Below are 24,004 nucleotides of genomic sequence, written 5' to 3'. Positions count from 1 at the left end.
CAGGGAGTCGGCATGACCAACCGCTATCCGCTCTGGAAGTACCTCATCCTTGCGGTCGTGCTCGTGGTGGGGGTGATCTACGCGCTGCCGAACCTCTTCGGCTCGGACCCGGCGCTGCAGATATCCACTGAGTCCGGTGACCCTCCGGCGGAGACCGTGCAGCAGCGCGTCGTCGACCGCATCGAGGGCATGGGACTGGCAGTCAAGGGCACCGAGGTGCGCGAGGGCCGCTTCCTGGTCCGCCTCAACAACACCGAGGCCCAGCTCGCCGCCAAGGACGAGCTGGACGTCTCTCTGGGGCCGAAGTACACGGTCGCGCTCAACCTCGCGCAGTCCACACCGGACTGGCTGCGGGCGCTGGGGGCGCGGCCGATGTTCCTCGGCCTCGACCTGCGCGGCGGTGTTCATTTCCTCATGGAGGTGGACACCGATGCGGCGATCCAGCAGCACATGGATCGCTATACCAACGAGTTCCGCAAGGCGCTGCGCGAGGCGCGCGTGCGCTATACGGACATCAGCGAGGACGGCACCAGCCTGCGCCTGGGCTTCGACGCCGCCCAGGAGCGCGAGCAGGCCTTCCAGGTCCTCAGCGACGACTACCGTGAGCTCGAGTTCACCTCGGACGAGTCCGACGGGCAGTTCTGGATGCGCGCGAAGCTGCCGGAGAAGCAGGTCCAGGAGATCGTCGACTTCGCCGTCGAGCAGAACATCACCACCCTGCGCAACCGGGTCAACGAGCTCGGCGTGGCCGAGCCGGTGATCCAGCGCCAGGGTCGCAGCCGCATCGTGGTCCAGCTCCCGGGTGTCCAGGACACCGCCCGCGCCAAGGACATCCTCGGCGCCACGGCGACGCTCGAGTTCCGGCCCGTGGACATGGACAACTTCCCCTACCAGGGCGGTGCGGACGGCCCGGTGCCGCCGGGCTCGGAGGTGTACCCGCGCCAGGACGGCGGCTACGTGATGCTCGAGGACAACGCCATCCTCACCGGCGAGTACATCACCGACGCGCAGTCCGGGCTTGATCAGCGCACCGGCCAGCCGGAGGTGACCATCCGCCTCAACGCCGCCGGCGGCGACCTCATGACCCGGTTCTCGGCCCAGCACGTCAACGATTACATGGCGGTGCTGTTCATCGAGACCCAGACGGTGACCCAGCGCGTCAACGGCGAGGTGCAGCGTCGCCAGCAGACCGACCGCAAGGTCATCAGCGTCGCCCAGATCCAGGAGCAGCTCGGCAGCCGCTTCCGGATCACCGGGCTGGAGAACCCGCGCGAGGCGCGCAACCTGGCGCTGCTGCTGCGGGCCGGCTCCCTCGCCGCGCCGCTGCAGATCGTCGAGGAACGGACCATCGGGCCGAGCCTCGGCCAGGAGAACATCAATCAGGGCCTCGCCGCCGTGGTGGTCGGCTTCCTGCTCGTGGTCGCGTTCATGGCGCTGTACTACCGGGTCTTCGGTCTGGTCGCCGACGTGGCGCTGCTGCTGAACCTCGTGCTCATCGTCGCCGCGTTGTCGCTCCTGCAGGCCACGCTCACGCTGCCCGGCATCGCCGGCATCGTGCTGACCGTGGGTATGGCCGTGGACGCCAACGTGCTGATATTCGAGCGTGTACGCGAGGAGATACGGGCCGGGGCCTCGGCGCGGACCGCCATCGACTCCGGCTACGGCAAGGCGTTCTCGACCATCGCCGACGCGAACATCACGACGCTGATCGCAGCGATCGTGCTCTTCGCCTTCGGTACCGGCCCGGTCAAGGGCTTCGCGGTCACCCTGTCCATCGGCATCGTGACATCGATGTTCACGGCGATCATGGGCACCCGCGGGCTGGTGAATCTCATCTACGGCGCCCGCCGCAAGGCGCGGCTCTCGATCTAGGGCGAGGTCCAGCATGAACCTGTTCAAACGTGACACGCAGATCGACTTTCTCGGCAAGCGGCGCATCGCGTTCGTCGTCTCGCTCGTCCTGCTCCTGATCGCCGTGGGCTCGCTCGCCGTGCGCGGGCTGAACTTCGGGCTCGACTTCACCGGCGGCACGCTGGTGGAGATCGGTTACCAGAAGCCGGTGTCCCTGGACGAGGTGCGAAGCGAGATCGGGGACGCCGGGTTCACCAGCGCCGTGGTCCAGCATTTCGGCACCGCCAAGGACGTGCTCATCCGGGTACCCCCGGAAGGGGCCACGGGGCAGCGCGTCGGTGACCGCATCCTCGCCGCCGCCCGCGGCGGCGACCGCCAGCCGGAGCTGCGGCGGGTGGAGTTCGTCGGGCCCCAGGTGGGCGATCAGCTCAAGGAGCAGGGCGGACTGGCGATGCTCTACGCGCTCGCCGGCATTCTCGCCTACGTCGCTTTCCGCTTCGAATATCGCTTCGCCCTGGGGGCGGTGGCGGCGCTGGTGCACGACGTGACCATCACCCTGGGCTTTTTCTCGGTGACGGGCGTGGAGTTCGACCTCACGGTGCTCGCCGCGTTGCTCGCGGTGATCGGCTACTCGCTCAACGACACCATCGTGGTGTTCGACCGTATCCGCGAGAACTTCGTACGCGTACGCAAGGGCACCCCGGTGGACGTGGCGAACATGTCGCTGAACCAGACCCTCTCGCGCACGCTGATGACCTCCGCGACGACACTGCTGGTCGTCATCGCCCTGGCGGTGCTGGGCGGTGAGCTCATTCGGCCGTTCTCGGAGGCGCTGCTCGTGGGTATCGGCGTCGGGACCTACTCCTCGATCTTCGTGGCGAGCGCCCTGGCGCTGCGCCTCGGGGTGAGCAAGGAGGACCTGATCCCGCCGGAGAAGGAGGGCGCGGACCAGGAGAACCATCCCTGATCCGCGGTTCGCGGGGCGGCCCGGCCCGGGTGGCCCCGCGGCAGTGTGCTAGCGGCGCAGCGCCTCGGTGAGATGGGGGCGGATGGTGCCGAGCAGGCTGCCGTGCAGCTTCAGGCTACCCGCGACCACGTTGCCGCTGTCGAGATACCCGGTCTCTCCGGTGAAGTCCGTCACCAGGCCGCCGGCCTCCTGCACCATCAGCGCCCCCGCGGCGATGTCCCAGCGGCTGAGCCCCAGCTCCCAATAGCCGTCCAGCCGGCCGCAGGCCACGTAGGCGAGGTCCAGTGCGGCCGAGCCGGCCCGCCGGATGTCACCGGCATGCTCCATCGCATCCGCGAACATCCCCAGGTAGGCGGGTTTGTGCTCGGGGTGACGGAAGGGAAAGCCGGTGCCGAGCAGTGCGCCGTCGATGCTGCCCCGCTCGCGCATGCGGATGCGCCGGCCCTCGAGGGTCGCGCCGCCGCCGCGGTTGGCGGTGAACAGCTCCTGGCGCACCGGGTCGTAGATCACCCCCGCCTCCAGCTGTCCGCGGTGGAGCACGGCGATGGAGACCGCGAAATGCGGGAAGCCGTGCAGGAAGTTGGTGGTGCCATCGAGGGGGTCGATGAGCCAGACATAGTCGGCATTCGCCTCGCCGCCGCCTTCCTCGCCGATGATGGCGTGGTCCGGGTAGGCGCGGCGCAGCGTGGACACGATCTCGCGCTCGGCCATGATGTCCACGTCGCTGACGAAGTCGTTCGCCCCCTTGCTCTCCACGCGCACGCGGTCGAGCCGGTCGAGGTTGCGGACAATGACGTTACCGGCGCTGCGCGCGGCGCGCACAGCGATATTCACCATCGGATGCATTGGGGATCGCCTATTCCGGCCAGCAATGGACAGCCGTAAAGCATAACAGCAATAATGCGCGCCTGTCCTGTCCGGAGCCAGCGGGGATGCTCGATCACGTTCAGGTGCTGCTTGTCGGCACCACCCATCCCGGTAACGTCGGCGCCGCGGCGCGGGCGCTCAAGACCATGGGCCTCTCGCGCCTGGCACTGGTCGCGGCCTGCGCGGTCGACGACCACGCCCGCGCCAACGCCGGCGCCGCCACGGACGTGCTGGACGCCGCGACCGTTACGGCGGATGTGGATACCGCGCTCGCCGGTGCCGGCCGGGTCTTCGGCGTCAGCGCGCGACCGCGCCGTCACGGCGTGCCCGCGCTCAGCCCCCGGGACGCGGCGGCGGAGATCGCCGGTGCGCCGGATACACCGGTGGCGGTGATGTTCGGGCGCGAGCACTCCGGGCTGACCAACGAGGAGATCGGGCGGTGCCACCGTCTGGTCCATATCCCCGCCAATCCGGACTATGCCTCGCTCAATCTGGCCGCGGCGGTTCAGGTCGTGTGCTACGAGCTGCGCCTCGCCGCGGTGGGGGCGGCGCTGCCGACGGCGGGGGTGGACGACGCACCCGCCTCGGCGAATCACCTCGCCGGGCTCTACGACCACCTGGCGCGGGTCATGGCGGCCAGCGGCTACGCGGCGGCGGCGGACCAGAAACACCTCATGCAGCGCCTGCGCCGGCTGTTCAACCGGGCGGTGCCGGAGCACACGGAGGTGAATATCCTTCGCGGGATCCTCGCCGCGGTGGAGCGCAGGCTTCCGCCGCCGGATGGCCGGGAATGAATCCGTACCGTTATACTGCATGCATGATTGCCATGCTGCCCGGTCCCGGCCGTTTCTCGTGTAGCCGGCCCGGATAGCGCCCCGGCGGTGCTATCCGGGCCGGCGCGGGGCCCGCACGTGCCGGTGCTCCGCGTCCCGTGGGCCGCTCAACCATCCACCGGCATCGATACGGGGCCTCCCTTCATCATGTTCGACCGCATCAAGCAAGATATCGCCTGCGTCTTCGACCGTGACCCGGCGGCGCGCAACGTCTTCGAGGTGCTCACCTGCTATCCCGGCGTGCACGCGCTGATCTTCCACCGCTGCAACCACTGGCTGTGGCAGCGCGGCGTGCGCTGGCTGGCACGGTTCCTCTCGCTGTTCGCCCGCTGGGTCACCGGCATCGAGATTCACCCCGGTGCCCGTATCGGCGAGCGGTTCTTCATCGATCACGGCCTGGGTATCGTCATCGGCGAAACCGCGGAGATCGGCGACGACTGCACGCTCTACCAGGGCGTGACCCTCGGCGGGACCTCCTGGGAGAAGGGCAAACGCCACCCGACGCTGGGCGATAACGTCATCGTCGGTGCCGGGGCGAAGATCCTCGGGCCGATCACCCTGGGCGACGGCTCCCGCGTGGGTTCCAACGCCGTGGTGGTCAAGGACGTGCCGGAGGGCGCGACGATGATCGGCGTCCCCGCGCGGGTGGCCCGGCGGCCGGAGCCCGTTACCGAGGAGGACCGCCGGCGCGAGGCGACCGCGCGGCGCATCGGTTTCGATGCCTATGGCGCCACCCGCGACATGCCCGACCCGGTGGCCAACGCCATCAACGCCATCCTGGACCATGTCCACACCACGGACGAGCGCCTCGAGGAGATGTGCCGCGCCATGCGCAAGCTCGGCGCCGAGGTCAGCGACGAGCGTCTGCCCGAGCTTGGTGACTGCGGCATGCAGACCGGGGCCGGCGAGGAGACCGAGGAGGCCTCCGGCGAGGCGTCCGGTGCGGACGACTCGGAGAGCCCCCGCACCGGCACGCACTGATGACGGATCCCGGCCCGGTCTATCTCGACTACGCGGCGACCACCCCGCTGGACCCGGCGGTTCTGGCCGCGATGCGACCGTGGCTGGAGGGGCTGGCCGGGAACCCGGCGAGTGCCCACGCGGTGGGCCGGCATGCCGCCGCCGCGGTGGCGCAGGCCCGTGCCCGGGTCGCCGGGGCCCTGGGGGCGTCGGCCGACGAGATCGTGTGGACCTCCGGGGCGACCGAGGCCGACAACCTCGCGATCAAGGGGGCGGCGCGTCACCAGCACGCGCGCGGACGCGGTGATCATCTCGTCACCCTGGCCACCGAGCACCGCGCGGTGCTGGCGAGCTGTGAGGCCCTGGAGCGCGAGGGGTTCACGGTGACGCGGGTGCCGCCGGAGTCGGACGGCGGCGTGAGCGCCGGGGCGCTCGCCGCCGCGCTGACCGCGCGCACGGTCCTGGTGTCGGTGTCCGCGGTGAACAACGAGACCGGCGTGATCCCCGACCTGGCGGCCATCGCCGAACGGGTGAAGGGGCACGGCGCGCTGCTGCATGTCGATGCGGCCCAGGCCCTCGGCCGGGTGTCGCTGGACGTCTCCGGGCTGCCTGCCGACCTGGTCTCGCTTTCGGCCCACAAGTGCTATGGCCCCCAGGGCGTGGGGGCGCTGTATGTCCGTCGTCGCCCGCGGGTCCGGCTCATGCCGCTGCTCCATGGCGGCGGCCAGGAGGGTGGTCTGCGGCCGGGCACGGTGCCCGTGGCGCAGGTGGTCGGTATGGGGGCGGCAGTGGCGCGGTGCGTGCGCAACGCGGCCCGGGACGGCCGTCACCTGGAGGCGCTGCGGGGTCGCCTGCTTGCCGGCCTGGCCGAGATCGGCGGTGTGATCCTCAACGGGCGTCGGGATGGTTCGCCGCATATCGTCAATGTCTCGTTTCCCGGGGTGCATGGCGCCGCGCTTGCCGGCCTGCTGGACGGCCTGGCGGTCTCCGCGGGCTCGGCCTGTGCGGCGGCCGTGCCGGCGCCGTCCCACGTGCTGCGCGCCATGGGCCGGCCGGATGCCCTGGCCCACGCCTCGCTGCGCCTCAGCCTGGGCGGGCCGACCACTGCCGGGGAGGTCGATCGGGCGGTGGCGGTGATCGGTGCTGCGGTGGGGCATCTGCGCGGCTTCTCACCGGTGTGGCAACGCCTCGCCGCCGGCGAGACGATCCAGTCGGTCTACGGGACCCGCACTCCGTTGGTGTCGATATGACGGGCTGCGGGGCGATACCGCTGGATCCCGCCGTGGCGTCGACATACGGCGGGGCCGTGGCCGCACGTTTCGCCGCCCCCGCCCATGCCGGCCGTCCCGATGGGACCGGCTGGCTCGCGGGGGAGGCCGGCCGGGTGCCGGCCGGCGCGATGGTGAGGATCTGGCTGTGCGGCGACACGGCCGGCGGCGTCACCGCCGCGCGTTTCGAGGCGTTCGGCGATCCGGCGGTGGTCGCCGCCGCGGACTGGCTATGCGAGGCGGTCGCCGGCCGGCCGCTGACGGAACTCGGGGACCTGACGGCGCGTCGAATCAGTGAGGCACTGGCCATTCCCGCGGCCCATATGGATGGTACGCTGGTGGTCGAAGACGCGCTCGCCGCCGCGGCCGAGCGGCTGGTGGCCATCGGCGGGCGGTCCGGCGACGACGGAGGTTGTGGCAAATGAGTATTCAGGTAACCGATCGCGCGGCGGCGCACATCCGCCGCTCCGTAGCGGGACGCGATGACGCCGTGGGCCTGCGGCTCGGGGTTCGCACGTCCGGCTGCTCCGGGTTCATGTACACCGTGGACTACGCCGATGCCGTCGGCGAGGACGATACCGTCTTCGACGTCGGTGACGTCCGGGTCGTGGTGGACCGCAAGAGCCTGCCGTTCATCGAGGGCATGGAGGTCGACTTCGTGCGCGAGGGCCTTAACGAGCGGTTTGCGTTCCGCAATCCCAACGCCACCGCCGAGTGCGGCTGCGGGGAGAGCTTCTCCGTGGCGTGAGCCGGTCGCCGGGGGGCTCAATTGCCCGGTCCGGCGCCCCGGGTTAGACTGTCCGCCTTTAGCCGGCGCCCCCGTCCGGGGGTGCCGGCGAGCCTCGTTAACATCCTGGAATCCACTGCGACCGAACACGGAGTAGCCGCATGGCCGTTGAACGCACCCTCTCCATCGTCAAGCCCGACGCCGTGGCGAAGAACGCGATCGGCGAGATCTACAGCCGCTTCGAGAAGGCGGGTCTGAAGATCGTCGGCGCGAAGATGCTGCACCTCAGCCGCGAGCAGGCCGAGGGCTTCTACGCGGTGCACCGCGAGCGGCCGTTCTTCGACGCGCTGGTCTCGTTCATGACCTCGGGGCCGGTGATGGTGCAGGTGCTCGAGGGCGACGACGCGATCCGCAAGAATCGCGAGATCATGGGCGCGACCAACCCGGCCGAGGCGGCCGCGGGTACCATCCGTCACGATCTCGCCGAGACCATCGACGCAAACGCCGTCCACGGTTCCGATGCGGCGGAGACGGCGAAGACCGAGATCGAGTTCTTTTTTGGCGACGATGAGCTCTGCGCCCGTAGTTGATGCCAACCCCGGCGATGCACCGGGTCGGGTGAACCTGCTCGACCTGGACCGCCAGGGGCTGCAGCGGTTCTTCGCCGATCTCGGCGAGAAGCCGTTCCGCGCCGTGCAGGTGCTCAAGTGGCTGCACCAGCGCCGTGTGCTCGACTTCGAGTCGATGACCGATCTCAGCAAGTCGCTGCGCGCGCAGCTGCACCGGCACGCCGAGGTCCGTCTGCCGAGCCCGGTATTCGATCAGGAGTCCCGGGACGGCACGCGCAAGTGGGTCCTCTCGCTGGAGGGCGGCAACGCCATCGAGACGGTGTTCATCCCCGAGAACGACCGCGGCACGCTGTGCGTGTCCTCCCAGGTCGGCTGCGCGCTGGACTGCACCTTCTGCTCCACCGCCCAGCAGGGGTTCAACCGCAACCTCTCCACGGCGGAGATCATCGGCCAGGTGTGGTTCGCCCAGTCCGCGCTCGACGCCGAGGGGCGCGGCCGCCGGGTGACCAATGTGGTGCTCATGGGCATGGGCGAGCCGCTGGCGAACTACCGGAACGTGGTGCCGGCGACCCGGCTGATGGTCGATCAGCACGCCTACGGGCTTTCCCGGCGGCGCGTGACGCTGTCCACCTCCGGGCTTGTGCCGAACCTGCGCCGGCTCGCGGGCGAGAGCGACATCAGCCTGGCGGTGTCCCTGCATGCGCCCAACGACGCCCTGCGTGACGAGATCGTGCCGGTGAACCGTCGTTATCCCCTGGCAGAGCTGCTCGACGCCTGCCGGCAGTACGTGGCGAATACGCCCCACCGCCGCATCACCTGGGAGTACGTGATGCTCGACGGCGTGAACGACAGCGACGGCCACGCCCGGGAGCTGGCGCGGTTGCTCGAGGGCATCCCCTCGAAGATCAACCTCATCCCCTTCAATCCGTTCCCCGGCGCGGCGTACGAATGCTCGCCGGCGGAGCGGATCCAGCGCTTCGCCTCGCTGCTGCAGCGCGCCGGCTACATCACCACGGTGCGCCGGACCCGGGGGGAGGATATCGACGGGGCCTGCGGCCAGCTCGTGGGCGAGGTCTCGGACCGCCTCCGCCGGCATCCCCGCTGGGGCCGTTCCGCCCCGGAGGGTGCGGCATGAGGGGTGTCTGGCTGGCGGTGGTGCTGGCACTCGGGCTGAGCGCCTGTGCGAACGTGCCCCAGCAGGAGCCCGCGCCGGATTCGCAGCCCAAGACCGACAGCCAGCAGGCGGCCAGCGCCAATACCCAGCTCGGCGTGCGCTACCTGCAGCAGGGCGAGCCCCGGCAGGCGTTGCGCAAGCTGCGCAAGGCGCTGCGCCAGGATCCGGACAACGCGGACGCGCACACGGTGACCGGGATCGTCTACGAGCGCCTGGACCGGCCCGAGCAGGCCGAGAAGCACTACCGGCGCGCCGTGGAGCTCGACGGTAACAACGGCACGGCGCTCAATAACTACGGACGCTTCCTGTGTGACCGCGGCGATGTCGACCGCGGCCTGACGATGTTCGACCGCGCGGCGGACAATCCGCTCTATGACCGCGTCGCGGTGGCCCTGACCAACGCCGGCAACTGCGCGCTCAACGCTGGCCGAAAGGACGTCGGGGAGGACTACCTCCTGCGCGCCCTGGAAGCGAACAAGACCTTCCCGCCGGCCCTGCTGCGCATGGCACGCCTGCGCTACGAGCAGGGCCATTACCTCAACGCGCGCGCCTTCTACCAGCGCTACCTCGATGCCGCGCCGCAGACCGCCCAGTCCGCGTGGCTCGGCCTGCGCATCGAGCACGAGCTCGGCAACCAGGATGCGGTGGCGAGCTACCGGCTGCTGCTGAACAATCGTTTCCCCGAATCGCCGGAGACGCGCCAGATGCTGGAGTGGGAGAGCGATGGCAAGCTTTGATTCACCCGTGGCGGAGGCCCCCGAGGAGACCGGTGGGCATGGACCCGGCCGGCGCCTGCGTCTGGCCCGCGAGCGCCGGGAGCTCGCTGTCGGCGCGGTGGCCGACGCGCTGCACCTGCACCGCCACGTGGTGGTGGCGATCGAGGAGGATCGCTACGACGATCTGCCGCCGGTGACCTTCACCCGCGGCTATATCCGCTCCTACGCGCGGTTTCTGGAGCTGCCGGAAACCGAGATCCTCGAGGCCTTCGACCGCCTGGGCGTCCGCGACGCCTCGCCGACGTTCACGCCCCCGGGCTCCGAGAGTGGGCCGCGGCGGGGGGCAGGCCTGCCCGCCGGCACGCCCTGGCTGCTGGTCGTGCTCGTGGTGGCGGTGCTCGCCGTGGCCGGGTGGTTCTGGTTCAACGACGACGGTTTCGGTGCCCTGATCGGCCGGGACCAGCCCGAGGTCGGGGCGTCGGCGCCCGCGGCGAGCGGTACGGTCGAGCAGCAGGGCGCCAACGCGACGGAAGGCTCCGGCGGGGCCGCCTCCGGTGTTGAGGGGGACGCTGTGACGGGCACAGGGAGCAGTGCGGCCTCTGCCCCGCCGGAGGACGCCGGCGTGGCGGCATCCGGTGAGCAGACCGGCATTACCGGCGCCGGCGATACCGGGACCGGAGGCGCCGGGTCGACGGGTACCGCGCCGGAGGTCGGTGACTCGGCGGCTGCGGGTGCGCCTGAAAGCGGTACGGAATCGCCGGCGGCCGCGGATACCGGCACGTCGTCCGGCACGGCGCGTGGTGCGTCCGCCGCGGACGCGGCGTCCGGGGTTGCCATGACCGGCGCAGACGCCGCTGTCGGGAACGGGGCTGCCGGCACCACGGCGGCGGCCGCTGGCGAAGAGGATGGGGGAGACGGGGCCGGCCCCGCGCCGGCGGGAAGCGACCGTCTGACCTTCGAGTTTACCGGCGAGTCCTGGATGGAGGTCACCGACGCCGCCGGCGACCGTCTGCTGTTCGGGCTGGTCGGCGGCGGCGAGACCCGCACGGTGACCGGTGAGCCGCCGTTCGAGATCGTTGTCGGCGACGTCAGCGTGGTCTCGCTGAGCCACGACGGCCAGGCTGTCCCCCTCGCGGACCGCGCCAACGGACGCGTCGCCCGTTTCACCCTGGGCGAGTCGCGCTGACCGCCGAACCCAATCATCACGGAGAACGACTTGAGCAGTAGCCTGCAGAGCCTGCGTGGCTTCGCGGACATTCTCCCCGGCGCGAGCGCGCTCTGGCGCGATGTCGAGCAGCGCCTTCGCCGGACGGTGTCCGCCTACGGTTACCAGGAGATCCGGCTGCCGGTGCTGGAGCGCACTGAGCTGTTCGCCCGCTCCATCGGCGAGATCACCGACATCGTCGAGAAGGAGATGTACACCTTCGAGGACCGCAACGGTGAGAGCCTGACCCTGCGCCCCGAGGGCACCGCCGGCTGCGTGCGAGCGGCCCTGCAGCACGGGCTGCTGCACGGCGCGCAGCCGCGGCTCTGGTACATGGGGCCGATGTTCCGCTACGAGCGCCCGCAGAAGGGGCGCTTCCGGCAGTTCCACCAGATCGGGGCGGAGGTCTTCGGCCTCGACGGCCCGGACGTGGATGCGGAGATGATCCTGATGACCGGGCGCATGCTCCGGGCCATCGGCCTTACCGACGTGCGCCTGGAGATCAACAGCCTCGGTACGCCGGAGGCGCGCCGGGCGTACCGCGAGCGCCTCCAGGCGCACCTGCGCAAGCACGAGGACGTCCTCGACGACGACGCGCGCCGGCGCCTGGAGAGCAACCCGCTGCGCGTGCTGGACAGCAAGAACCCGGCGATGCGCGAGGTCATCGCCTCGGCGCCGAGCCTGCTGGACGCGCTGGACGAGGAGTCCGAGGCGCACTTCGGGCGCCTGCGCGAGCTGCTCGACGCCGCCGGCCAGCCGTACACCGTCAACGAGCGCCTGGTTCGCGGTCTGGACTACTACAGCCGCACCGTCTTCGAGTGGGTGAGCGACCGTCTCGGTGCCCAGGGCACCGTGCTCGCCGGTGGGCGTTACGACGGACTGGTCGCCCAGCTCGGCGGCCGGGCGACCCCGGCCATCGGCTTCGCTGCCGGTATCGAGCGCCTGGTGGCGCTGGTGGTGGATGCGGAGGCCGATGCGGCCGAAGGGGCGGCGCCCGCGGTGGACGCCTACATGGTGATCATGGGCGAGGCGCCCCGCGGTGAGGCGATGCGTCTTGCCGAGCGTCTGCGCGACCGGCTGCCGGCGCTGCGGCTGCAGCTCAACAGCGGCGGCGGCTCGTTCAAGAGCCAGTTCAAGCGAGCCGATCGCAGCGGTGCCCGGTACGCGCTGATCGTGGCCGAGGAGGAGCTGGCGGAGGGCCGGGTCGGGCTCAAGGACCTGCGCGGCGAAGGCGATCAGGTGCGGCTCGACGAGGATGCGCTGGTCGGGCAGCTCGCTGCCGTGGCGACCCGGCGTGACGACATCAACGGAGGGGGCTGACGTGGCATACACCACCGAAGAGGAACAGCTTGAGGCGCTCCGGCGCTGGTGGCACGAGAACGGCCGGGCCGTGATTGCGGGCGTGATCATCGCGGTTGCCGCGGTGGTCGGCTGGCAGCAGTGGGAGTCCTGGCAGGAGCGCAGCGCCATGGAGGCGTCGGCGCGCTACGACGCGCTCAACGAGGCGGTGGCCGAGGATCGCCCGGACGCCGTCGAGCAGGCGGTGGAGGCGCTGCGTGCAGACTCCGGCGACAGTCCCTACGCCGTTCTCGGCAGCCTGGCGGCGGCCAAGTACTTCGCCGGCCGGGGCGACCTCGAGGCGGCCCGGGCGCGGCTGGACTGGGCGCGCAACAACGCTTCCAGCGATGCCCTGCGGCAGGTCGCGCGGCTGCGTCTCGCGGAGGTTCAGCACGCCCTCGGTGACGGCAAGGGCGCCCTGGCGACCCTCGAGCCGGTGCCGGGTGGACCGTTCGCGGCCCGTTACCAGGAGCTGCGCGGCGATATCCTCGTGGCGCTGGACCGTCACGACGACGCGATCGAGGCCTATCGTGCAGCCATGGACAGCGAGCCCGGCAGCCAGCGCAGCCAGTACGTGCGGGTGAAGCTCAATGACCTCGGTGCCGAGGTCGGGGAGGCCTCATGATGTCGCGGATAGCCCGGCTTTCCCTGGCCCTCGTGCTCGGCTCGGCCCTCGTCGGTTGCGCCACGCCCGACGCCTTCGAGGCGACGGATCCGCCCGGCGGCGTGTCCGTCGCGGGCGGTCTGGAACCGGAGATGGTGTGGTCCCGCGATGTGGGCGAGGCCGGCGGTCTGCATGACCGGCTGGAGCCTGCCTACTCGGACGAGCGGATCTATGCGGCGGGCGCCGACGGCACGGTCTACGCGTTCGATGCCGAGAACGGACGGACCGAGTGGACCCAGGACCTGGGCGCCCCCCTGTCCGGCGGACCGGCGGCCGGGCACGGCCTGGTGGTGATCGGCACGCGCAAGGGCGAGGTCATCGGCCTGTCCGCCGACGACGGCGAGGTGCTCTGGCGCTCCGGGGTCACCAGCGAGGTCCTCGCGCCGGCGGCGATCGGCGACGACGTGGTCGTGGTCCGGACCAACGACGGGCGCGTGTTCGCCCTGGAGCCGGACAGCGGTGAGCGCCGCTGGCTCTACGACCGCAACGTCCCGACCCTGACCGTGCGCGGGCACAGCGCCCCGGTGATCGCCGAGGGCGGTGCCATCGTCGGTTTCGATAACGGCCGCCTGGTGGCGCTGTCGCTGAGCGAGGGCACTCCCGTCTGGGAGGCGTCCGTGGCCGTGCCCAAGGGGCAGACCGATCTGGACCGGATGATTGACATCGACGCCGATCCCCTCGTGGCGCGGGATGCGGCGTTCGCCGTGGCCTACCAGGGCCGTGTGGCCGGTGTGGCGCTCAAGAGCGGCCAGGTGGTCTGGGCCCGCGAGCTCTCCGGGAACGCCGGTCTGGCGCTCGCCGGGCGTCGTCTCATCGTGCCCGATACCGGGGGCCGTGTCTGGGCGCTCGATCCGTCCAACGGCGCTTCGCTGTGGCGCCAGGACGCCCTGTCCGGTGAGGCCCTCGCCGGCCCCGCGATCCAGGACGGGTACGTCGTGGTGGCGGGTGATGACGGTTACCTGAGCTGGCTGAACGCGGACAGCGGCGAGATCCTGGCGCGGCGACATGCCGCGGATACCCGCATCACGGTCGCCCCGCTGGTCGTGGGTCACCGGCTCTATACCCTCTCCACCGGCGGCCAGCTCCAGTCCTGGTCCCTGCCGGGCTCGTGATCGCGACGGCATGTGCCTGATCGTCGCCGCGGCGGGCCACCATCCCCGCTACCCGCTGGTGGTGGCGGCCAACCGCGACGAGTTCCACGAACGCCCCGCCGCGCCGGCGGCGTGGTGGGACGACCCGCCGGTGCTGGCGGGGCGCGACCTGCGTGCCGGCGGCACCTGGTTTGCGGTGGACCGGCGCGGCCGTTTCGCCGCGGTCACGAACTTCCGCGATCCCTCCACCGAGGCGGCGCCGCGCTCCCGCGGCGAGCTGCCCGCGGCGATGCTTGCCCACGAACGCCTCGAAGCCGGTCTCGACGCACTGGCCGGCGTCGCCGGCCAGTACGGCGGTTTCAATCTGCTCGCCGGTGACGCGCACGGCGGCGGGCTCGTGCACCTGTGCAACCGGACCGGCGAGTCACAACGGCTCGGGCCGGGGCTGTACGGCCTGAGCAACCACACCCTGGACACCCCCTGGCCCAAGGTCCGGCGGGCCCGTGACGGGCTGGCGGAGTTGCTGGCGGCGGACGCCGTCGACGCCGGCGTGCTTCTCGAGCTGCTTCACGATCGCCGCGGCGTTCCCGACGACGCGCTCCCGGATACCGGTGTCCCGCTGGAGTGGGAGCGCCTGCTGGCACCGGCGTTCATCGTCAGCGAGCGCTACGGGACCCGTGCCTCTAGCGTTTACATCGTCGCCGACGACGGTACCGCGACCTTCGTCGAGCGGCGTTTTGACCCGGCCGGCCGGCCGACGGGGGAGACCCGGGAGGCCTTCCGCGTCATGGGCTGACGGTCGGCGGGCCCGGCGGGCAGGTTACCCGGCGCATCGGCGCGTTCGCGTGGTCCCCCGGGCTGAATTGCGCCCCCCGGGGGCGGGTGATAGGCTCGTTGGCCTCCGTCCGGAGGGTCCCTCCGGACCCGGCCGTCGGGCTTCGCCCCGGCCGCGAGCGAAAACGCCAGCGAGCGACATTGGAGGAGTTCGACTCATGCGCATCATTCTTCTGGGCCCCCCGGGGGCGGGTAAAGGGACTCAGGCGCAGGCCCTGTGCGAGACCTACGGCATTCCGCAGATCTCCACCGGGGATATGCTGCGCGCCGCCGTCAAGGCGGGTACGCCCCTCGGCCAGGAGGCCAAGAAGGTCATGGACAGCGGCGGGCTGGTCTCCGACGAGATCATCATGGGCCTGATCAAGGAGCGCGTGGCCGAGCCGGACTGTGCCAACGGCTTCCTCTTCGACGGCTTTCCGCGCACCATCGCCCAGGCCGACGCCCTGGCGGCGGAGGGCATCCGCATCGACAACGTCGTCGAGATCCAGGTGCCGGACGAAGAGATCGTCCAGCGTATGACCGGGCGGCGCGTGCATCCCGGCTCCGGGCGGGTCTATCACGTCGAGCATAACCCGCCGAAGGCGGCGGGCCGCGACGACGAGACCGGCGAGGAGCTGGTCCAGCGCGACGACGACCGCGAGGAGACGGTCCGCAAGCGCCTGGAGGTCTACCATGAGCAGACCCGTCCGCTGGTCGACTACTATCGCGATCTCGCCGGAAAGGGCGGGCCGGATGCGCCGAAGTACGTGAGCGTGGACGGCCGCGGCAGCGTCGAGGACGTGCAGGCGCGTATCCGCGCCGAGCTCGTCGACTGAGCCCCGATAACGCGGGCGGGCTGCGTCCAGTCCCGCCCGCGTGCGTATTCCGGCCCGGCCCCGTGTCGTGCCGGACGTTCCGGCGGGGCGGCTAGTCCCCGCCCCGGCCATGACTGGCCAGCCGGCGCAGTGCGTCGGCCAGCCGTGGGTCGTCACAGCCCTCGGCGGTGGTCTCCAGCAGGCGGGCGTTCGTGCCACTCAGCCGCCGAGGCGGCGCACGACGGGTGCGCAGTCGCGGCGGCTCGACGGTGATCCGGCACGTACGGGGGCGCTGGTCGATCAGCGATGCGGCGGCCTCCAGCAGCTCCCCCTGCCGGTATCGCAGCTGGGTGGCCCAGATCGGAGAGTGTGCAACCAACGCCAGGGCATCGCGGTCCAACCCGGCGAGGCGCCACTGGCCGTGTAGCTCATCGGGCAGCACGCGCTGGAGCCGGCGTTGCCACCGGGTCGTCTCCCGGGTGCGTGCGCCGAGCCGTTCCAGCACGGTGTTGCCCCGGTGCAGGACCCCGCGCAGGACCTTCGGACGACCGTTGCCGCGCTGATCCGCCGGCATTAGTGACCCTGCTAATGGATGGATGAATACGCTATAGTAGCGCCCTGTCGCGAAGTGGACTACCGCTTTCAGCCCGCACCCATGCCAGCTCGGATGACGTCCATATGTTAGGTGCCATTACCAAGAAGGTCTTCGGCAGTCGCAATGACCGCGTAGTTCGCCGGATGCGCAAGACGGTGCAGCGCATCAACGACCTCGAGGAATCCGTCCAGAAGCTCGACGATGACGCCCTGGCCGGGCGTACCGCGGTGTTCCGCGAGCGTCTCGAGGCCGGCGAGAGCCTGGACGACCTCCTGCCCGAGGCGTTCGCCACCGTGCGCGAGACGGCCCGCCGGGTGCTCGGGATGCGCCACTTCGACGTCCAGCTCATCGGCGGCATGGTGCTCCATGAGGGCCGGATCGCCGAGATGAAGACCGGTGAGGGCAAGACCCTGGTCGCCACGCTGGCCGCCTATCTGAACGCGTTGCCGCGCACCGGGGTGCACGTGGTCACGGTCAACGACTACCTGGCCCGGCGCGACGCCGAGTGGATGGGACGGGTCTATCGCTTCCTGGGCCTGGAGGTCGGGGTCGCGGTGCCGGGAATGGACCCCGAGGACAAGCGCGCCGCCTACGCCGCGGACATCACGTACGGGACCAACAACGAATTCGGCTTCGACTACCTCCGCGACAATATGGCCCTGCGCCTCGAGGAGCGGGTCCAGCGCGGCCGCGGTTTCGCCATCGTCGACGAGGTGGACTCCATCCTCATCGACGAGGCGCGTACCCCGCTGATCATCTCCGGACAGGCGGAGCAGTCCAGCGAGCTCTACCAGCGTATCGACCAGCTCGTGCCCCGCCTCACCCGGCAGGAGGAGGAAGAGGGGCCTGGTGATTTCAGCGTCGACGAGAAGGCCCGCCAGGTCTATCTCACCGAGGACGGCCAGGAGCGCGCCGAGCAGATCCTCAAGGAGAGCGGCCTGCTCAAGGAGGACGAGAACCTCTACGACGCCCGCAACATCTCCCTCGTCCATCATCTGAATGCGGCCCTGCGGGCCCATGCAATCTTCCAGCGCGACGTCCATTACCTCGTGCGCGAAGGCCAGATCGTGATCGTCGACGAGTTCACCGGCCGCGCCATGCCGGGGCGGCGCTGGGGTGACGGCCTCCACCAGGCGGTCGAGGCGAAGGAAGGGGTCGAGATCCAGGCCGAGAACCAGACTCTCGCCTCGATCACCTTCCAGAACTACTTCCGCCTCTACGACAAGCTCTCCGGCATGACCGGTACCGCCGACACCGAGGCGTACGAGTTCCAGCACATCTACGGCCTGGAGGTGGTGGTCATCCCCACCAACAAGCCCATGGTCCGCGAGGACCACCACGACCTGGTCTATCTCAGCCAGCAGGACAAGTACGCGGCAATCCTCGAGGACATCCGGGACTGCCACCAGCGCGGGCAGCCGGTACTGGTGGGCACCACCTCCATCGAGGCCTCGGAGCTGCTCTCCCGGGAGCTGCGCAGTGCCAAGGTCCCCCACGAGGTCCTCAACGCCAAGCAGCACGAGCGCGAGGCGGGCATCATCGCCCAGGCGGGCCGCCCGGGTGCGGTGACCATCGCCACGAACATGGCCGGCCGCGGCACCGATATCGTGCTCGGCGGCAACCTCGACGCGGAGCTCGCCGAGCTCGGCGACGATACCTCCGGGGAGGCCGGGGAGCGCCAGCGCGCGGACTGGCAGGCCCGGCACGACGCCGTGATCGAGGCCGGCGGCCTGCACGTCATCGGCACCGAGCGTCATGAATCCCGGCGCATCGACAACCAGCTCCGCGGCCGTTCCGGCCGTCAGGGCGACCCGGGCTCGACCCGTTTCTATCTCTCCCTGGAGGACAGCCTCCTGCGCATCTTCGCCTCCGAGCGCGTCTCGGGGCTGATGCAGCGCCTTGGCATGGAGGAGGGCGAGGCCATCGAGAGCGGGATGGTCTCGCGGGTGATCGAGAATGCCCAGCGCAAGGTCGAGGGCCACAACTTCGACATGCGCAAGCACCTGCTGGAGTACGACGACGTCGCCAACGACCAGCGCAAGGTGGTCTATCAGCAGCGCGACGAGCTGCTGCGCTCGGAGGACATCTCCGAGACCATAGAGGCGATGCGCGGGGACGTCGTCGAGGCGGTGATCAGCGAGCACATCCGGCCGGGCAGCATCGACGAGCAGTGGGATATCGCCGGCCTCGAGGAGGCCCTCGCCGCGGAGTTCAACGCCCGGCTGCCGGTGCAGCAATGGCTCGACGAGGAGGACGACCTCCACGAGGAGACGCTGCGCGAGCGCATCCAGGAGCACATCGCCGAGCAGTACCGTGAGAAGGAGGCGGAGATCGGCAGCGAGCTCATGCGCCAGGTCGAGCAGAGCTTCCTCCTGCAGGTGCTCGATGCGCACTGGAAGGACCACCTCGCCGCCATGGACCATCTGCGCCAGGGCATCCAGCTGCGCGGCATGGCCAGCCGTGACCCCAAGCAGGAGTTCAAGCGCGAGGCCTTCGCGATGTTCCAGGAGATGCTCGAGGGCATCAAGCGCGAGACCATCAAGATCCTCAGCCACGTTCACGTGCGCTCCGAGGAGGAGGCGCGCGCCGCGGAGGAGGAGCGCCATGCCCGCGAGCAGGCGTCCATGCGGGCCCAGCATGCCGAGGCGAGCGCCATGAGTGACGCCGCCGGCGAGGACGGTGCGGCCGCCGCGGACAGCGGCGAGAGCGGGACGTTCGTGCGCGACGGCCGCAAGGTCGGGCGCAACGAGCCCTGCCCCTGCGGCTCCGGGCGCAAGTACAAGCACTGCCACGGCCGGCTGGCGGGCTGATCCGTGGCGGTCGGTAACGATGCCCTGCCGGTGCTGCATCCGGTCCCCGGCGTGCGCCTCGCCGCCACGGCCGCGGGCGTGAGCAAGCCGAACCGGCGCGACCTCGCGCTCATCGAGCTCGCGCCGGGGGGCAATGCCGCCGCGGTGTTCACGGAGAACCGCTTCCGTGCGGCACCGGTGGTGCTCGCCGCGGCAAACCTCGCGACGACCGCGCCGCGCTATCTGCTCGTCAACACGGGCAACGCCAACGCCGGCACGGGCGAACGCGGTCACGCCGATGCCCGGCGCTGCTGCGAGGCACTGGCGTCCCTGGTCGACTGCACGCCGGAGGCGGTGCTGCCGTATTCCACCGGTGTGATCGGCGAGCCGCTGCCGGTCGGACGCATCGAGGCGGGCCTGCCTGCCCTCGTGGACGGCCTGCGGGCCGACGCCTGGGGGGACGCCGCCGAGGCCATCCTCACCACCGACACCCGGCCCAAGGGGGTCAGCGAGCGCGTGCAGGTCGACGGGCGCACCGTCACCCTCACGGGCATCGCCAAGGGCTCGGGCATGATCCGGCCCAACATGGCGACCATGCTGGCGTTCCTCGCCACCGATGCGGTCATCGAGCCGGCGGTGGTGCAGCGTCTGCTCGGTGACGCCGTGGCCGGGAGCTTCAACCGCATCACCGTCGACGGCGACACCTCCACCAACGACGCGTGCACACTCATCGCCAGCGGCAACAGCGCCGCCCGTATCGATCCGGACACCGATCCCGAGGGCTACCAGCGCTTCCGGGCCGCCCTCTCCCGTGTGTGCGAATCCCTGGCGCGGGCGATCGTGCGTGACGGCGAAGGGGCGACCCGCGAGATCGCGGTCACCGTCCGCGGCGCCCGGGACGACGACGAGGCGGCCCGGGTGGCGTTCGCCGTGGCGGAATCCCCGTTGGTGAAGACCGCCGTGTTCGCGGGCGACCCGAACTGGGGGCGGATCCTCGCCGCGGTCGGCCGTGCCGGTGTGGATGACCTCGATGTCACCCGCGTGCGCGTCGACCTCGCCGATTACACCATCGCCGACGGTGGTGGCCGGGTCGAGGATTACGAGGAGGCGGAGGCCGCGCGGCGCATGGCTGCGGACGAGCTCCCCGTGACCATCGATTTGCGTCGCGGCAAGGCCGGCACCACGGTCTGGAGCTGCGACTTCTCCTACGAGTACGTGCGGATCAACGCCGACTACCGCTCATGAGCCCGGCCGTGGAGACGATCCATGTGGCCGTCGCGGTGATCCGCGGCGGGGACGGCCGCGTGCTGATCTCGCGGCGACCGGATCATCTGCACCAGGGCGGGCTGTGGGAGTTCCCCGGTGGCAAGGTGGAGCCCGGCGAGGCCGTCACCGACGCGCTGGTCCGCGAGATCCGCGAGGAGCTCGGGATCACCGTCGCACCGCGCCGCCCGCTGATTCGTATCCCCTTCGACTACCCCGGCCGGCGGGTCGAGCTCGACGTGTGGCTCACGGAGCCGGCGCCGGGCGAGACGCCGCGGGCCATCGAGGTGGCCGAGTGGCGCTGGGTCCCCGCCGCCGGGCTGAGTGCCTATCCGTTCCCCGCCGCCAACGCGCCGATCGTTCGGGCGCTGACCCTGCCCGAGCGCTACGCCATCACGCCTGCCGACGAGCGTGGTGACGCGCTGCTGATGCGCCTCGATCGCGCCCTCGCGTCCGGGCTGGCCCTGGTGCAGTGGCGGCGGGCCACGCCGGACGCGGCACTGCTGGGGGAGGCGATCCGGCGTTGCCACGCCGCGGGCGCCCGGCTTCTGGTCAACGGCGGGCCGGACGCGGCGCGGACGGCGGGGGCCGACGGTGTCCACCTGACCTCCGCGCGCCTACGCTCGCTGGACGCCCGGCCGCTGCCTGCGGATATGCTGGTGGCCGCCTCCTGCCACGACCCGGACGAGCTCGATCGGGCCCTGGGGGTGGACGCGGACTTCGTCGTGCTCTCACCGGTACACGCCACGCCGTCCCACCCCGAGACCCGCCCTCTCGGCTGGCATCGTTTCGAGGACTGGATCGCGGCATTCCCGCGCCCGGTGTATGCGCTGGGCGGGATGGGTGCGGACGACCTGCCGGAGGCGCTGGCCGCCCGGGCGCAGGGCATCGCGGGCATCCGCGGGCTCTGGTAGGTGCGGGGGCCTGCGCGGGCGCCGTCAGTCGTCGACGTCCTCGCCCTCGCCGGGGCTCCAGGCGTCCAGCGATGGCTCGCCGGGGATGTAGCGCTCGCCCTCCACCCAGGCACCGAGATCAATGAGCCGGCAGCGCTCACTGCAGAAGGGGCGGTGCGGCGATCGCGCCGACCACTCCACGCGGGACCCGCAGTTGGGGCATTGAACCGTGGCCGGGCTGCCGTCCCCGGGCCTGTCGGCGGTCAGATCGCGCATAGCTCCAGCCGGAAAGGTACGTTCTCGTCGGTCTGCTGGGGACGCTCGGTGGCGCCGCCCTGGACCATGAAGCGAACCGTGCAGAAGTGCTTGTTCCCGCTGATCTCCGGGAAGTACGGCGCCTCCGCGGGCAGGGCGACCCGCAGCAGCTGGTAGGGGGAGCCCCGCTCGAGGGTGCGCTGGTAGCTGCCCCCCTCCGCCTCGAGGGTCACCGGGTCGGCGCTGTCGCGCAGCAGGGAGAGGATCCGCCGGGTCGCCTCGTGAAGGATCCCGAAGCCGTCGTACCAGCTCTCCAGGTCTTCGCGGCGCCGCTCGGGGGACTGGTTCAGCCACAGGTGATAGCCCGGCAGATCGAAGGCGCAGGTCCCGCCCATGATCCCGGAGCGCTGCGCCACCGCCGCCAGGAACTCGTTGTCGCGGACGATGGCCGGTATGCCCGGCGCTGCCGCACGCAGACGCTGGGCGAGGTCGCGGCATTCGTCCAGAACCGGTGCGAGCAGCGAGGGGTCGACGCCGGGGCGCTTCTCCAGCGCCTCCAGCGAGTTCACCATCTGCTCGAGCTCCTTCTGGATCTCCGAGCGCAGATCGCCGCGGGAGAGCAGGGCGACGATGTCCACCAGCGTGCCCACCGCGAGCCGGCTGTGCCACTCCGTGTCCCCCGTCATCCCGAAGCGGCCCTGGTCGAAGAGGAACTCCAGGCGCAACAGGGTGCGCACCCGTTCGTTGAGCGGGTGTTCGTAGATGATGCGCGACGAGGAGGTTTCACTCATGGTGGACGATCCTGCAGAAACGAGTGGCCTATTGTGACGCAGCGGGCGAGCCGCGACCAACCCGTCGCCGCGCGGCGTCACCGTGAGGCTTACCGGGTGCCGGCGGCGAGGGCGAGGTAGCGCTGGTGGAGGGCGTCCACGGCGTCGCGGAGCGCTTCCGGCGGTCCGCGGTTGTCGATTACGTCGTCGGCGTGGGCGAGCCGGTGGGCGCGCGAGGTCTGGGCCGCGAGTGCGGCACGGGCCTGCTCGGGGGTGTGGTCGTCGCGCCGGCCGAGGCGCTCGATCTGGTGTGTCTCCTCCACATCCACCACCGCAACGCGATCGACCCACTCGTGCCAGCCGGACTCCACCAGCAGCGGCACCACCAGCACGACATACGGCCCCGGGCTCGCCGCGATGCGCTCGTGCACCGCCGCCTCGATACGCGGGTGCAGGATCGATTCCAGGCGCCGCCGTGCGGTCTCGTCGTCGAATATGAGGGCACGCAGGGCGCGGCGGTCGAGGCTGCCGTCGCCGGCGAGGACGTCCCCGCCGAAGGCGTCCACGACGGCCGTCAGCCCCTCGGAGCCCGGGAGCACCACCTCGCGGGCGACGGTGTCGGTGTCGATGACGTCGGCGCCGTGTCCGGCGAACAGGCGGGCCACCGTCGACTTGCCGCTGGCGATGCCGCCGGTGAGTCCGACCACGAACACTAGGTGATCCCGGCGAACTGCAGGTAGGCGTCGATAAGGGTATCGCCCCACAGCAGGGCAACCCAGCCGGCCGCCGCGAGGTACGGCCCGAACGGAATGGGCTGATCGCGGTGGCGGCCGAGGCCGGCGATGAGTGCGATGCCCACCGCGGCGCCCACGAACGATGAGACGATGATGACCAGGGGCAGCATCTGCCAGCCGAGCCAGGCGCCGAGGAGGGCGAGGAGCTTGAAGTCGCCGTAGCCCATGCCCTCCTTGCCGGTGATCAGACGGAAGGCGTGATACACCGCCCAGAGCACCAGATAGCCCGCGGCGGCACCGGCGATCGCCGTCGCCGGTCCCACGAATACCGGTACCAGCGCAAGCAGCAGCCCGAGCCAGAGCCCCGGGAGGGTCAGGTTGTCCGGCAGGAGGAAATGATCCAGGTCGATGACCGTGAGCACGATCAGCCACCAGGTCAGCACCAACCCGGCCGCTCCGGCGGCGGTCCAGCCGAGCTGCCACCAGGTGACCAGCGAGAGCACGGCGGTGGCGCCCTCCACGATCGGGTAACGCGGGGAGATGCGCGTGCCGCAGTCACGGCAGCGGCCGCGCAACAGCAGCCAGCCCAGGACCGGGATGTTGTCGCGGGCAAGAATCGGGGCGCCGCAGGCGGGGCAGTGCGAGCCCGGCCGCATGAGGTTGAAGGGCTCGCGCCCGGGTGGCGTCTCACCGCGCAGCTCGGCGCACTGGGCAGCCCAGTCCGCCTCCAGCATTCGTGGCACCCGCAGGGTGACGACGTTGAGGAAGCTGCCCACGGCAAGCCCCACCAGCACGACGAGCGCGCCCTGGAGGCCGGGACTGGCGGCCAGGAACTCTAGGGCCGGCAT

Annotated in this window: 25 protein-coding genes; 19 read left to right on the top strand and 6 right to left on the bottom strand. The window is 70.9% G+C overall.

The features are described from left to right. The first annotated feature begins 12 nt into the window (after nucleotides 1-12). Complete coding sequence (secD, locus tag ACEZHJ_RS15130; protein ID WP_259201589.1) at nucleotides 13-1,872, top strand: protein translocase subunit SecD; 1,860 nt, start codon at nucleotides 13-15, stop codon at nucleotides 1,870-1,872. Nucleotides 1,873-1,885: 13 nt separating this feature from the next. Beyond that, nucleotides 1,886-2,818, top strand: a complete 933-nt coding sequence (gene secF, locus ACEZHJ_RS15125; protein ID WP_018717283.1) for a protein translocase subunit SecF — start codon at nucleotides 1,886-1,888, stop codon at nucleotides 2,816-2,818. Between the two features lie 48 nt (nucleotides 2,819-2,866). Here the strand turns inward: secF and ACEZHJ_RS15120 are convergent, their stop codons facing one another. Further along, complete coding sequence (locus ACEZHJ_RS15120; protein WP_018717284.1) at nucleotides 2,867-3,664, bottom strand: inositol monophosphatase family protein; 798 nt, start codon at nucleotides 3,662-3,664, stop codon at nucleotides 2,867-2,869. Nucleotides 3,665-3,750: 86 nt separating this feature from the next. On the opposite strand from ACEZHJ_RS15120, the gene ACEZHJ_RS15115 reads away from it, so the two are divergent. The 14 genes from ACEZHJ_RS15115 (at nucleotide 3,751) to adk (ending at nucleotide 15,878) form a co-directional block, all read left to right on the top strand. Continuing rightward, entirely contained in the window at nucleotides 3,751-4,479 is a 729-nt protein-coding gene (locus ACEZHJ_RS15115; protein ID WP_375036670.1) for an RNA methyltransferase, read from the top strand. A gap of 186 nt (nucleotides 4,480-4,665) precedes the next feature. Next, nucleotides 4,666-5,499, top strand: coding sequence for a serine O-acetyltransferase (gene cysE, locus ACEZHJ_RS15110; protein WP_018717286.1), 834 nt, complete (start codon nucleotides 4,666-4,668; stop codon nucleotides 5,497-5,499). Beyond that, a complete protein-coding gene (locus tag ACEZHJ_RS15105; RefSeq protein ID WP_018717287.1) occupies nucleotides 5,499-6,728 on the top strand; it encodes a cysteine desulfurase family protein in 1,230 nt (409 codons plus the stop codon). Before cysE ends, ACEZHJ_RS15105 begins: the two co-directional genes overlap by 1 nt. A gap of 32 nt (nucleotides 6,729-6,760) precedes the next feature. Beyond that, complete coding sequence (locus ACEZHJ_RS15100) at nucleotides 6,761-7,171, top strand: iron-sulfur cluster assembly scaffold protein (RefSeq protein WP_375036669.1); 411 nt, start codon at nucleotides 6,761-6,763, stop codon at nucleotides 7,169-7,171. Next, complete coding sequence (locus ACEZHJ_RS15095) at nucleotides 7,168-7,494, top strand: iron-sulfur cluster assembly accessory protein (protein WP_018717289.1); 327 nt, start codon at nucleotides 7,168-7,170, stop codon at nucleotides 7,492-7,494. Before ACEZHJ_RS15100 ends, ACEZHJ_RS15095 begins: the two co-directional genes overlap by 4 nt. 140 nt (nucleotides 7,495-7,634) lie before the next feature. After that, nucleotides 7,635-8,063: a nucleoside-diphosphate kinase gene (gene ndk, locus ACEZHJ_RS15090; RefSeq protein ID WP_163143830.1), complete on the top strand. Its 429-nt coding sequence runs from the start codon at nucleotides 7,635-7,637 to the stop codon at nucleotides 8,061-8,063. Continuing rightward, nucleotides 8,041-9,177 carry a 23S rRNA (adenine(2503)-C(2))-methyltransferase RlmN gene (gene rlmN, locus ACEZHJ_RS15085; protein WP_375036668.1) on the top strand — a complete coding sequence of 379 codons (1,137 nt, stop codon included), beginning with the start codon at nucleotides 8,041-8,043 and terminating at the stop codon, nucleotides 9,175-9,177. Before ndk ends, rlmN begins: the two co-directional genes overlap by 23 nt. After that, nucleotides 9,174-9,953: a type IV pilus biogenesis/stability protein PilW gene (gene pilW, locus ACEZHJ_RS15080; protein WP_018717292.1), complete on the top strand. Its 780-nt coding sequence runs from the start codon at nucleotides 9,174-9,176 to the stop codon at nucleotides 9,951-9,953. The genes rlmN and pilW overlap by 4 nt, the downstream gene beginning before the upstream one ends. Next, nucleotides 9,940-11,118 carry a RodZ domain-containing protein gene (locus ACEZHJ_RS15075; protein WP_084594087.1) on the top strand — a complete coding sequence of 393 codons (1,179 nt, stop codon included), beginning with the start codon at nucleotides 9,940-9,942 and terminating at the stop codon, nucleotides 11,116-11,118. The genes pilW and ACEZHJ_RS15075 overlap by 14 nt, the downstream gene beginning before the upstream one ends. Before the next feature lie 30 nt (nucleotides 11,119-11,148). Beyond that, nucleotides 11,149-12,456, top strand: coding sequence for a HisS family protein (hisS, locus tag ACEZHJ_RS15070; protein WP_375036667.1), 1,308 nt, complete (start codon nucleotides 11,149-11,151; stop codon nucleotides 12,454-12,456). A 1-nt stretch (nucleotide 12,457) separates the two neighbouring features. After that, nucleotides 12,458-13,099, top strand: coding sequence for a tetratricopeptide repeat protein (locus tag ACEZHJ_RS15065; RefSeq protein WP_018717295.1), 642 nt, complete (start codon nucleotides 12,458-12,460; stop codon nucleotides 13,097-13,099). Further along, entirely contained in the window at nucleotides 13,099-14,250 is a 1,152-nt protein-coding gene (gene bamB / locus ACEZHJ_RS15060; protein ID WP_018717296.1) for an outer membrane protein assembly factor BamB, read from the top strand. Before ACEZHJ_RS15065 ends, bamB begins: the two co-directional genes overlap by 1 nt. Before the next feature lie 10 nt (nucleotides 14,251-14,260). Continuing rightward, nucleotides 14,261-15,025: an NRDE family protein gene (locus ACEZHJ_RS15055; protein WP_375036666.1), complete on the top strand. Its 765-nt coding sequence runs from the start codon at nucleotides 14,261-14,263 to the stop codon at nucleotides 15,023-15,025. Nucleotides 15,026-15,221: 196 nt separating this feature from the next. After that, nucleotides 15,222-15,878 (top strand): adenylate kinase, encoded by a 657-nt coding sequence (gene adk / locus ACEZHJ_RS15050; RefSeq protein ID WP_018717298.1) that lies wholly within the window; start codon nucleotides 15,222-15,224, stop codon nucleotides 15,876-15,878. 91 nt (nucleotides 15,879-15,969) lie between these two features. On the opposite strand, the gene ACEZHJ_RS15045 is transcribed toward adk, so the two are convergent. Then, a complete protein-coding gene (locus tag ACEZHJ_RS15045; RefSeq protein WP_018717299.1) occupies nucleotides 15,970-16,431 on the bottom strand; it encodes a DciA family protein in 462 nt (153 codons plus the stop codon). 104 nt (nucleotides 16,432-16,535) lie between these two features. On the opposite strand from ACEZHJ_RS15045, the gene secA reads away from it, so the two are divergent. Genes secA through ACEZHJ_RS15030 form a run of 3 tightly spaced genes read left to right on the top strand, consistent with a single transcriptional unit; the run spans nucleotide 16,536 to nucleotide 21,418 of the window. Then, on the top strand, nucleotides 16,536-19,262 hold the full coding sequence (gene secA, locus ACEZHJ_RS15040; protein WP_163141080.1) for a preprotein translocase subunit SecA: 2,727 nt from the start codon (nucleotides 16,536-16,538) through the stop codon (nucleotides 19,260-19,262). A 3-nt stretch (nucleotides 19,263-19,265) separates the two neighbouring features. Beyond that, on the top strand, nucleotides 19,266-20,486 hold the full coding sequence (gene argJ, locus ACEZHJ_RS15035; RefSeq protein ID WP_259201579.1) for a bifunctional glutamate N-acetyltransferase/amino-acid acetyltransferase ArgJ: 1,221 nt from the start codon (nucleotides 19,266-19,268) through the stop codon (nucleotides 20,484-20,486). Nucleotides 20,487-20,494: 8 nt separating this feature from the next. Beyond that, nucleotides 20,495-21,418: a Nudix family hydrolase gene (locus ACEZHJ_RS15030; protein ID WP_375036665.1), complete on the top strand. Its 924-nt coding sequence runs from the start codon at nucleotides 20,495-20,497 to the stop codon at nucleotides 21,416-21,418. A gap of 24 nt (nucleotides 21,419-21,442) precedes the next feature. Here ACEZHJ_RS15030 and yacG read toward each other — a convergent pair whose 3' ends face one another. From yacG to ACEZHJ_RS15010, 4 genes are all read right to left on the bottom strand, one after another. Further along, the gene (gene yacG, locus ACEZHJ_RS15025) at nucleotides 21,443-21,673 is read right to left on the bottom strand and encodes a DNA gyrase inhibitor YacG (RefSeq protein WP_163139538.1); all 231 of its coding nucleotides are present in this window, start codon (nucleotides 21,671-21,673) and stop codon (nucleotides 21,443-21,445) included. Further along, entirely contained in the window at nucleotides 21,661-22,443 is a 783-nt protein-coding gene (gene zapD / locus ACEZHJ_RS15020) for a cell division protein ZapD (RefSeq protein ID WP_163139540.1), read from the bottom strand. The genes yacG and zapD overlap by 13 nt, the downstream gene beginning before the upstream one ends. 89 nt (nucleotides 22,444-22,532) lie before the next feature. Then, the gene (gene coaE, locus ACEZHJ_RS15015; RefSeq protein ID WP_163139542.1) at nucleotides 22,533-23,135 is read right to left on the bottom strand and encodes a dephospho-CoA kinase; all 603 of its coding nucleotides are present in this window, start codon (nucleotides 23,133-23,135) and stop codon (nucleotides 22,533-22,535) included. Next, nucleotides 23,135-24,004, bottom strand: a complete 870-nt coding sequence (locus ACEZHJ_RS15010) for an A24 family peptidase (protein ID WP_163139544.1) — start codon at nucleotides 24,002-24,004, stop codon at nucleotides 23,135-23,137. The genes coaE and ACEZHJ_RS15010 overlap by 1 nt, the downstream gene beginning before the upstream one ends.

Source organism: Arhodomonas sp. KWT2 (assembly GCF_041949875.1).
Classification (GTDB): Bacteria; Pseudomonadota; Gammaproteobacteria; order Nitrococcales; family Nitrococcaceae; genus Arhodomonas; species Arhodomonas aquaeolei.
The sequence above is the reverse complement of the archived record's forward strand: the minus strand, read 5'-3'. Positions and strand labels throughout refer to the sequence as shown.

Excerpts from the sequence above, each read along its gene's own strand:
- cysE (WP_018717286.1), top strand. The coding sequence starts at position 4,666 with ATGTTCGACCGCATCAAGCAAGATATCGCCTGCGTCTTCGACCGTGAC.
- pilW (WP_018717292.1), top strand. The coding sequence starts at position 9,174 with ATGAGGGGTGTCTGGCTGGCGGTGGTGCTGGCACTCGGGCTGAGCGCC.
- ACEZHJ_RS15055 (WP_375036666.1), top strand. The coding sequence starts at position 14,261 with ATGTGCCTGATCGTCGCCGCGGCGGGCCACCATCCCCGCTACCCGCTG.
- adk (WP_018717298.1), top strand. The coding sequence starts at position 15,222 with ATGCGCATCATTCTTCTGGGCCCCCCGGGGGCGGGTAAAGGGACTCAG.
- ACEZHJ_RS15120 (WP_018717284.1), bottom strand. The coding sequence starts at position 3,664 with ATGCATCCGATGGTGAATATCGCTGTGCGCGCCGCGCGCAGCGCCGGT.
- ACEZHJ_RS15105 (WP_018717287.1), top strand. The coding sequence starts at position 5,499 with ATGACGGATCCCGGCCCGGTCTATCTCGACTACGCGGCGACCACCCCG.
- rlmN (WP_375036668.1), top strand. The coding sequence starts at position 8,041 with ATGAGCTCTGCGCCCGTAGTTGATGCCAACCCCGGCGATGCACCGGGT.
- ACEZHJ_RS15075 (WP_084594087.1), top strand. The coding sequence starts at position 9,940 with ATGGCAAGCTTTGATTCACCCGTGGCGGAGGCCCCCGAGGAGACCGGT.
- ACEZHJ_RS15010 (WP_163139544.1), bottom strand. The coding sequence starts at position 24,004 with ATGCCGGCCCTAGAGTTCCTGGCCGCCAGTCCCGGCCTCCAGGGCGCG.
- secD (WP_259201589.1), top strand. The coding sequence starts at position 13 with ATGACCAACCGCTATCCGCTCTGGAAGTACCTCATCCTTGCGGTCGTG.
- yacG (WP_163139538.1), bottom strand. The coding sequence starts at position 21,673 with ATGCGCGATCTGACCGCCGACAGGCCCGGGGACGGCAGCCCGGCCACG.
- zapD (WP_163139540.1), bottom strand. The coding sequence starts at position 22,443 with ATGAGTGAAACCTCCTCGTCGCGCATCATCTACGAACACCCGCTCAAC.
- bamB (WP_018717296.1), top strand. The coding sequence starts at position 13,099 with ATGTCGCGGATAGCCCGGCTTTCCCTGGCCCTCGTGCTCGGCTCGGCC.
- secA (WP_163141080.1), top strand. The coding sequence starts at position 16,536 with ATGTTAGGTGCCATTACCAAGAAGGTCTTCGGCAGTCGCAATGACCGC.
- ACEZHJ_RS15115 (WP_375036670.1), top strand. The coding sequence starts at position 3,751 with ATGCTCGATCACGTTCAGGTGCTGCTTGTCGGCACCACCCATCCCGGT.
- ACEZHJ_RS15045 (WP_018717299.1), bottom strand. The coding sequence starts at position 16,431 with ATGCCGGCGGATCAGCGCGGCAACGGTCGTCCGAAGGTCCTGCGCGGG.
- ndk (WP_163143830.1), top strand. The coding sequence starts at position 7,635 with ATGGCCGTTGAACGCACCCTCTCCATCGTCAAGCCCGACGCCGTGGCG.
- ACEZHJ_RS15095 (WP_018717289.1), top strand. The coding sequence starts at position 7,168 with ATGAGTATTCAGGTAACCGATCGCGCGGCGGCGCACATCCGCCGCTCC.
- secF (WP_018717283.1), top strand. The coding sequence starts at position 1,886 with ATGAACCTGTTCAAACGTGACACGCAGATCGACTTTCTCGGCAAGCGG.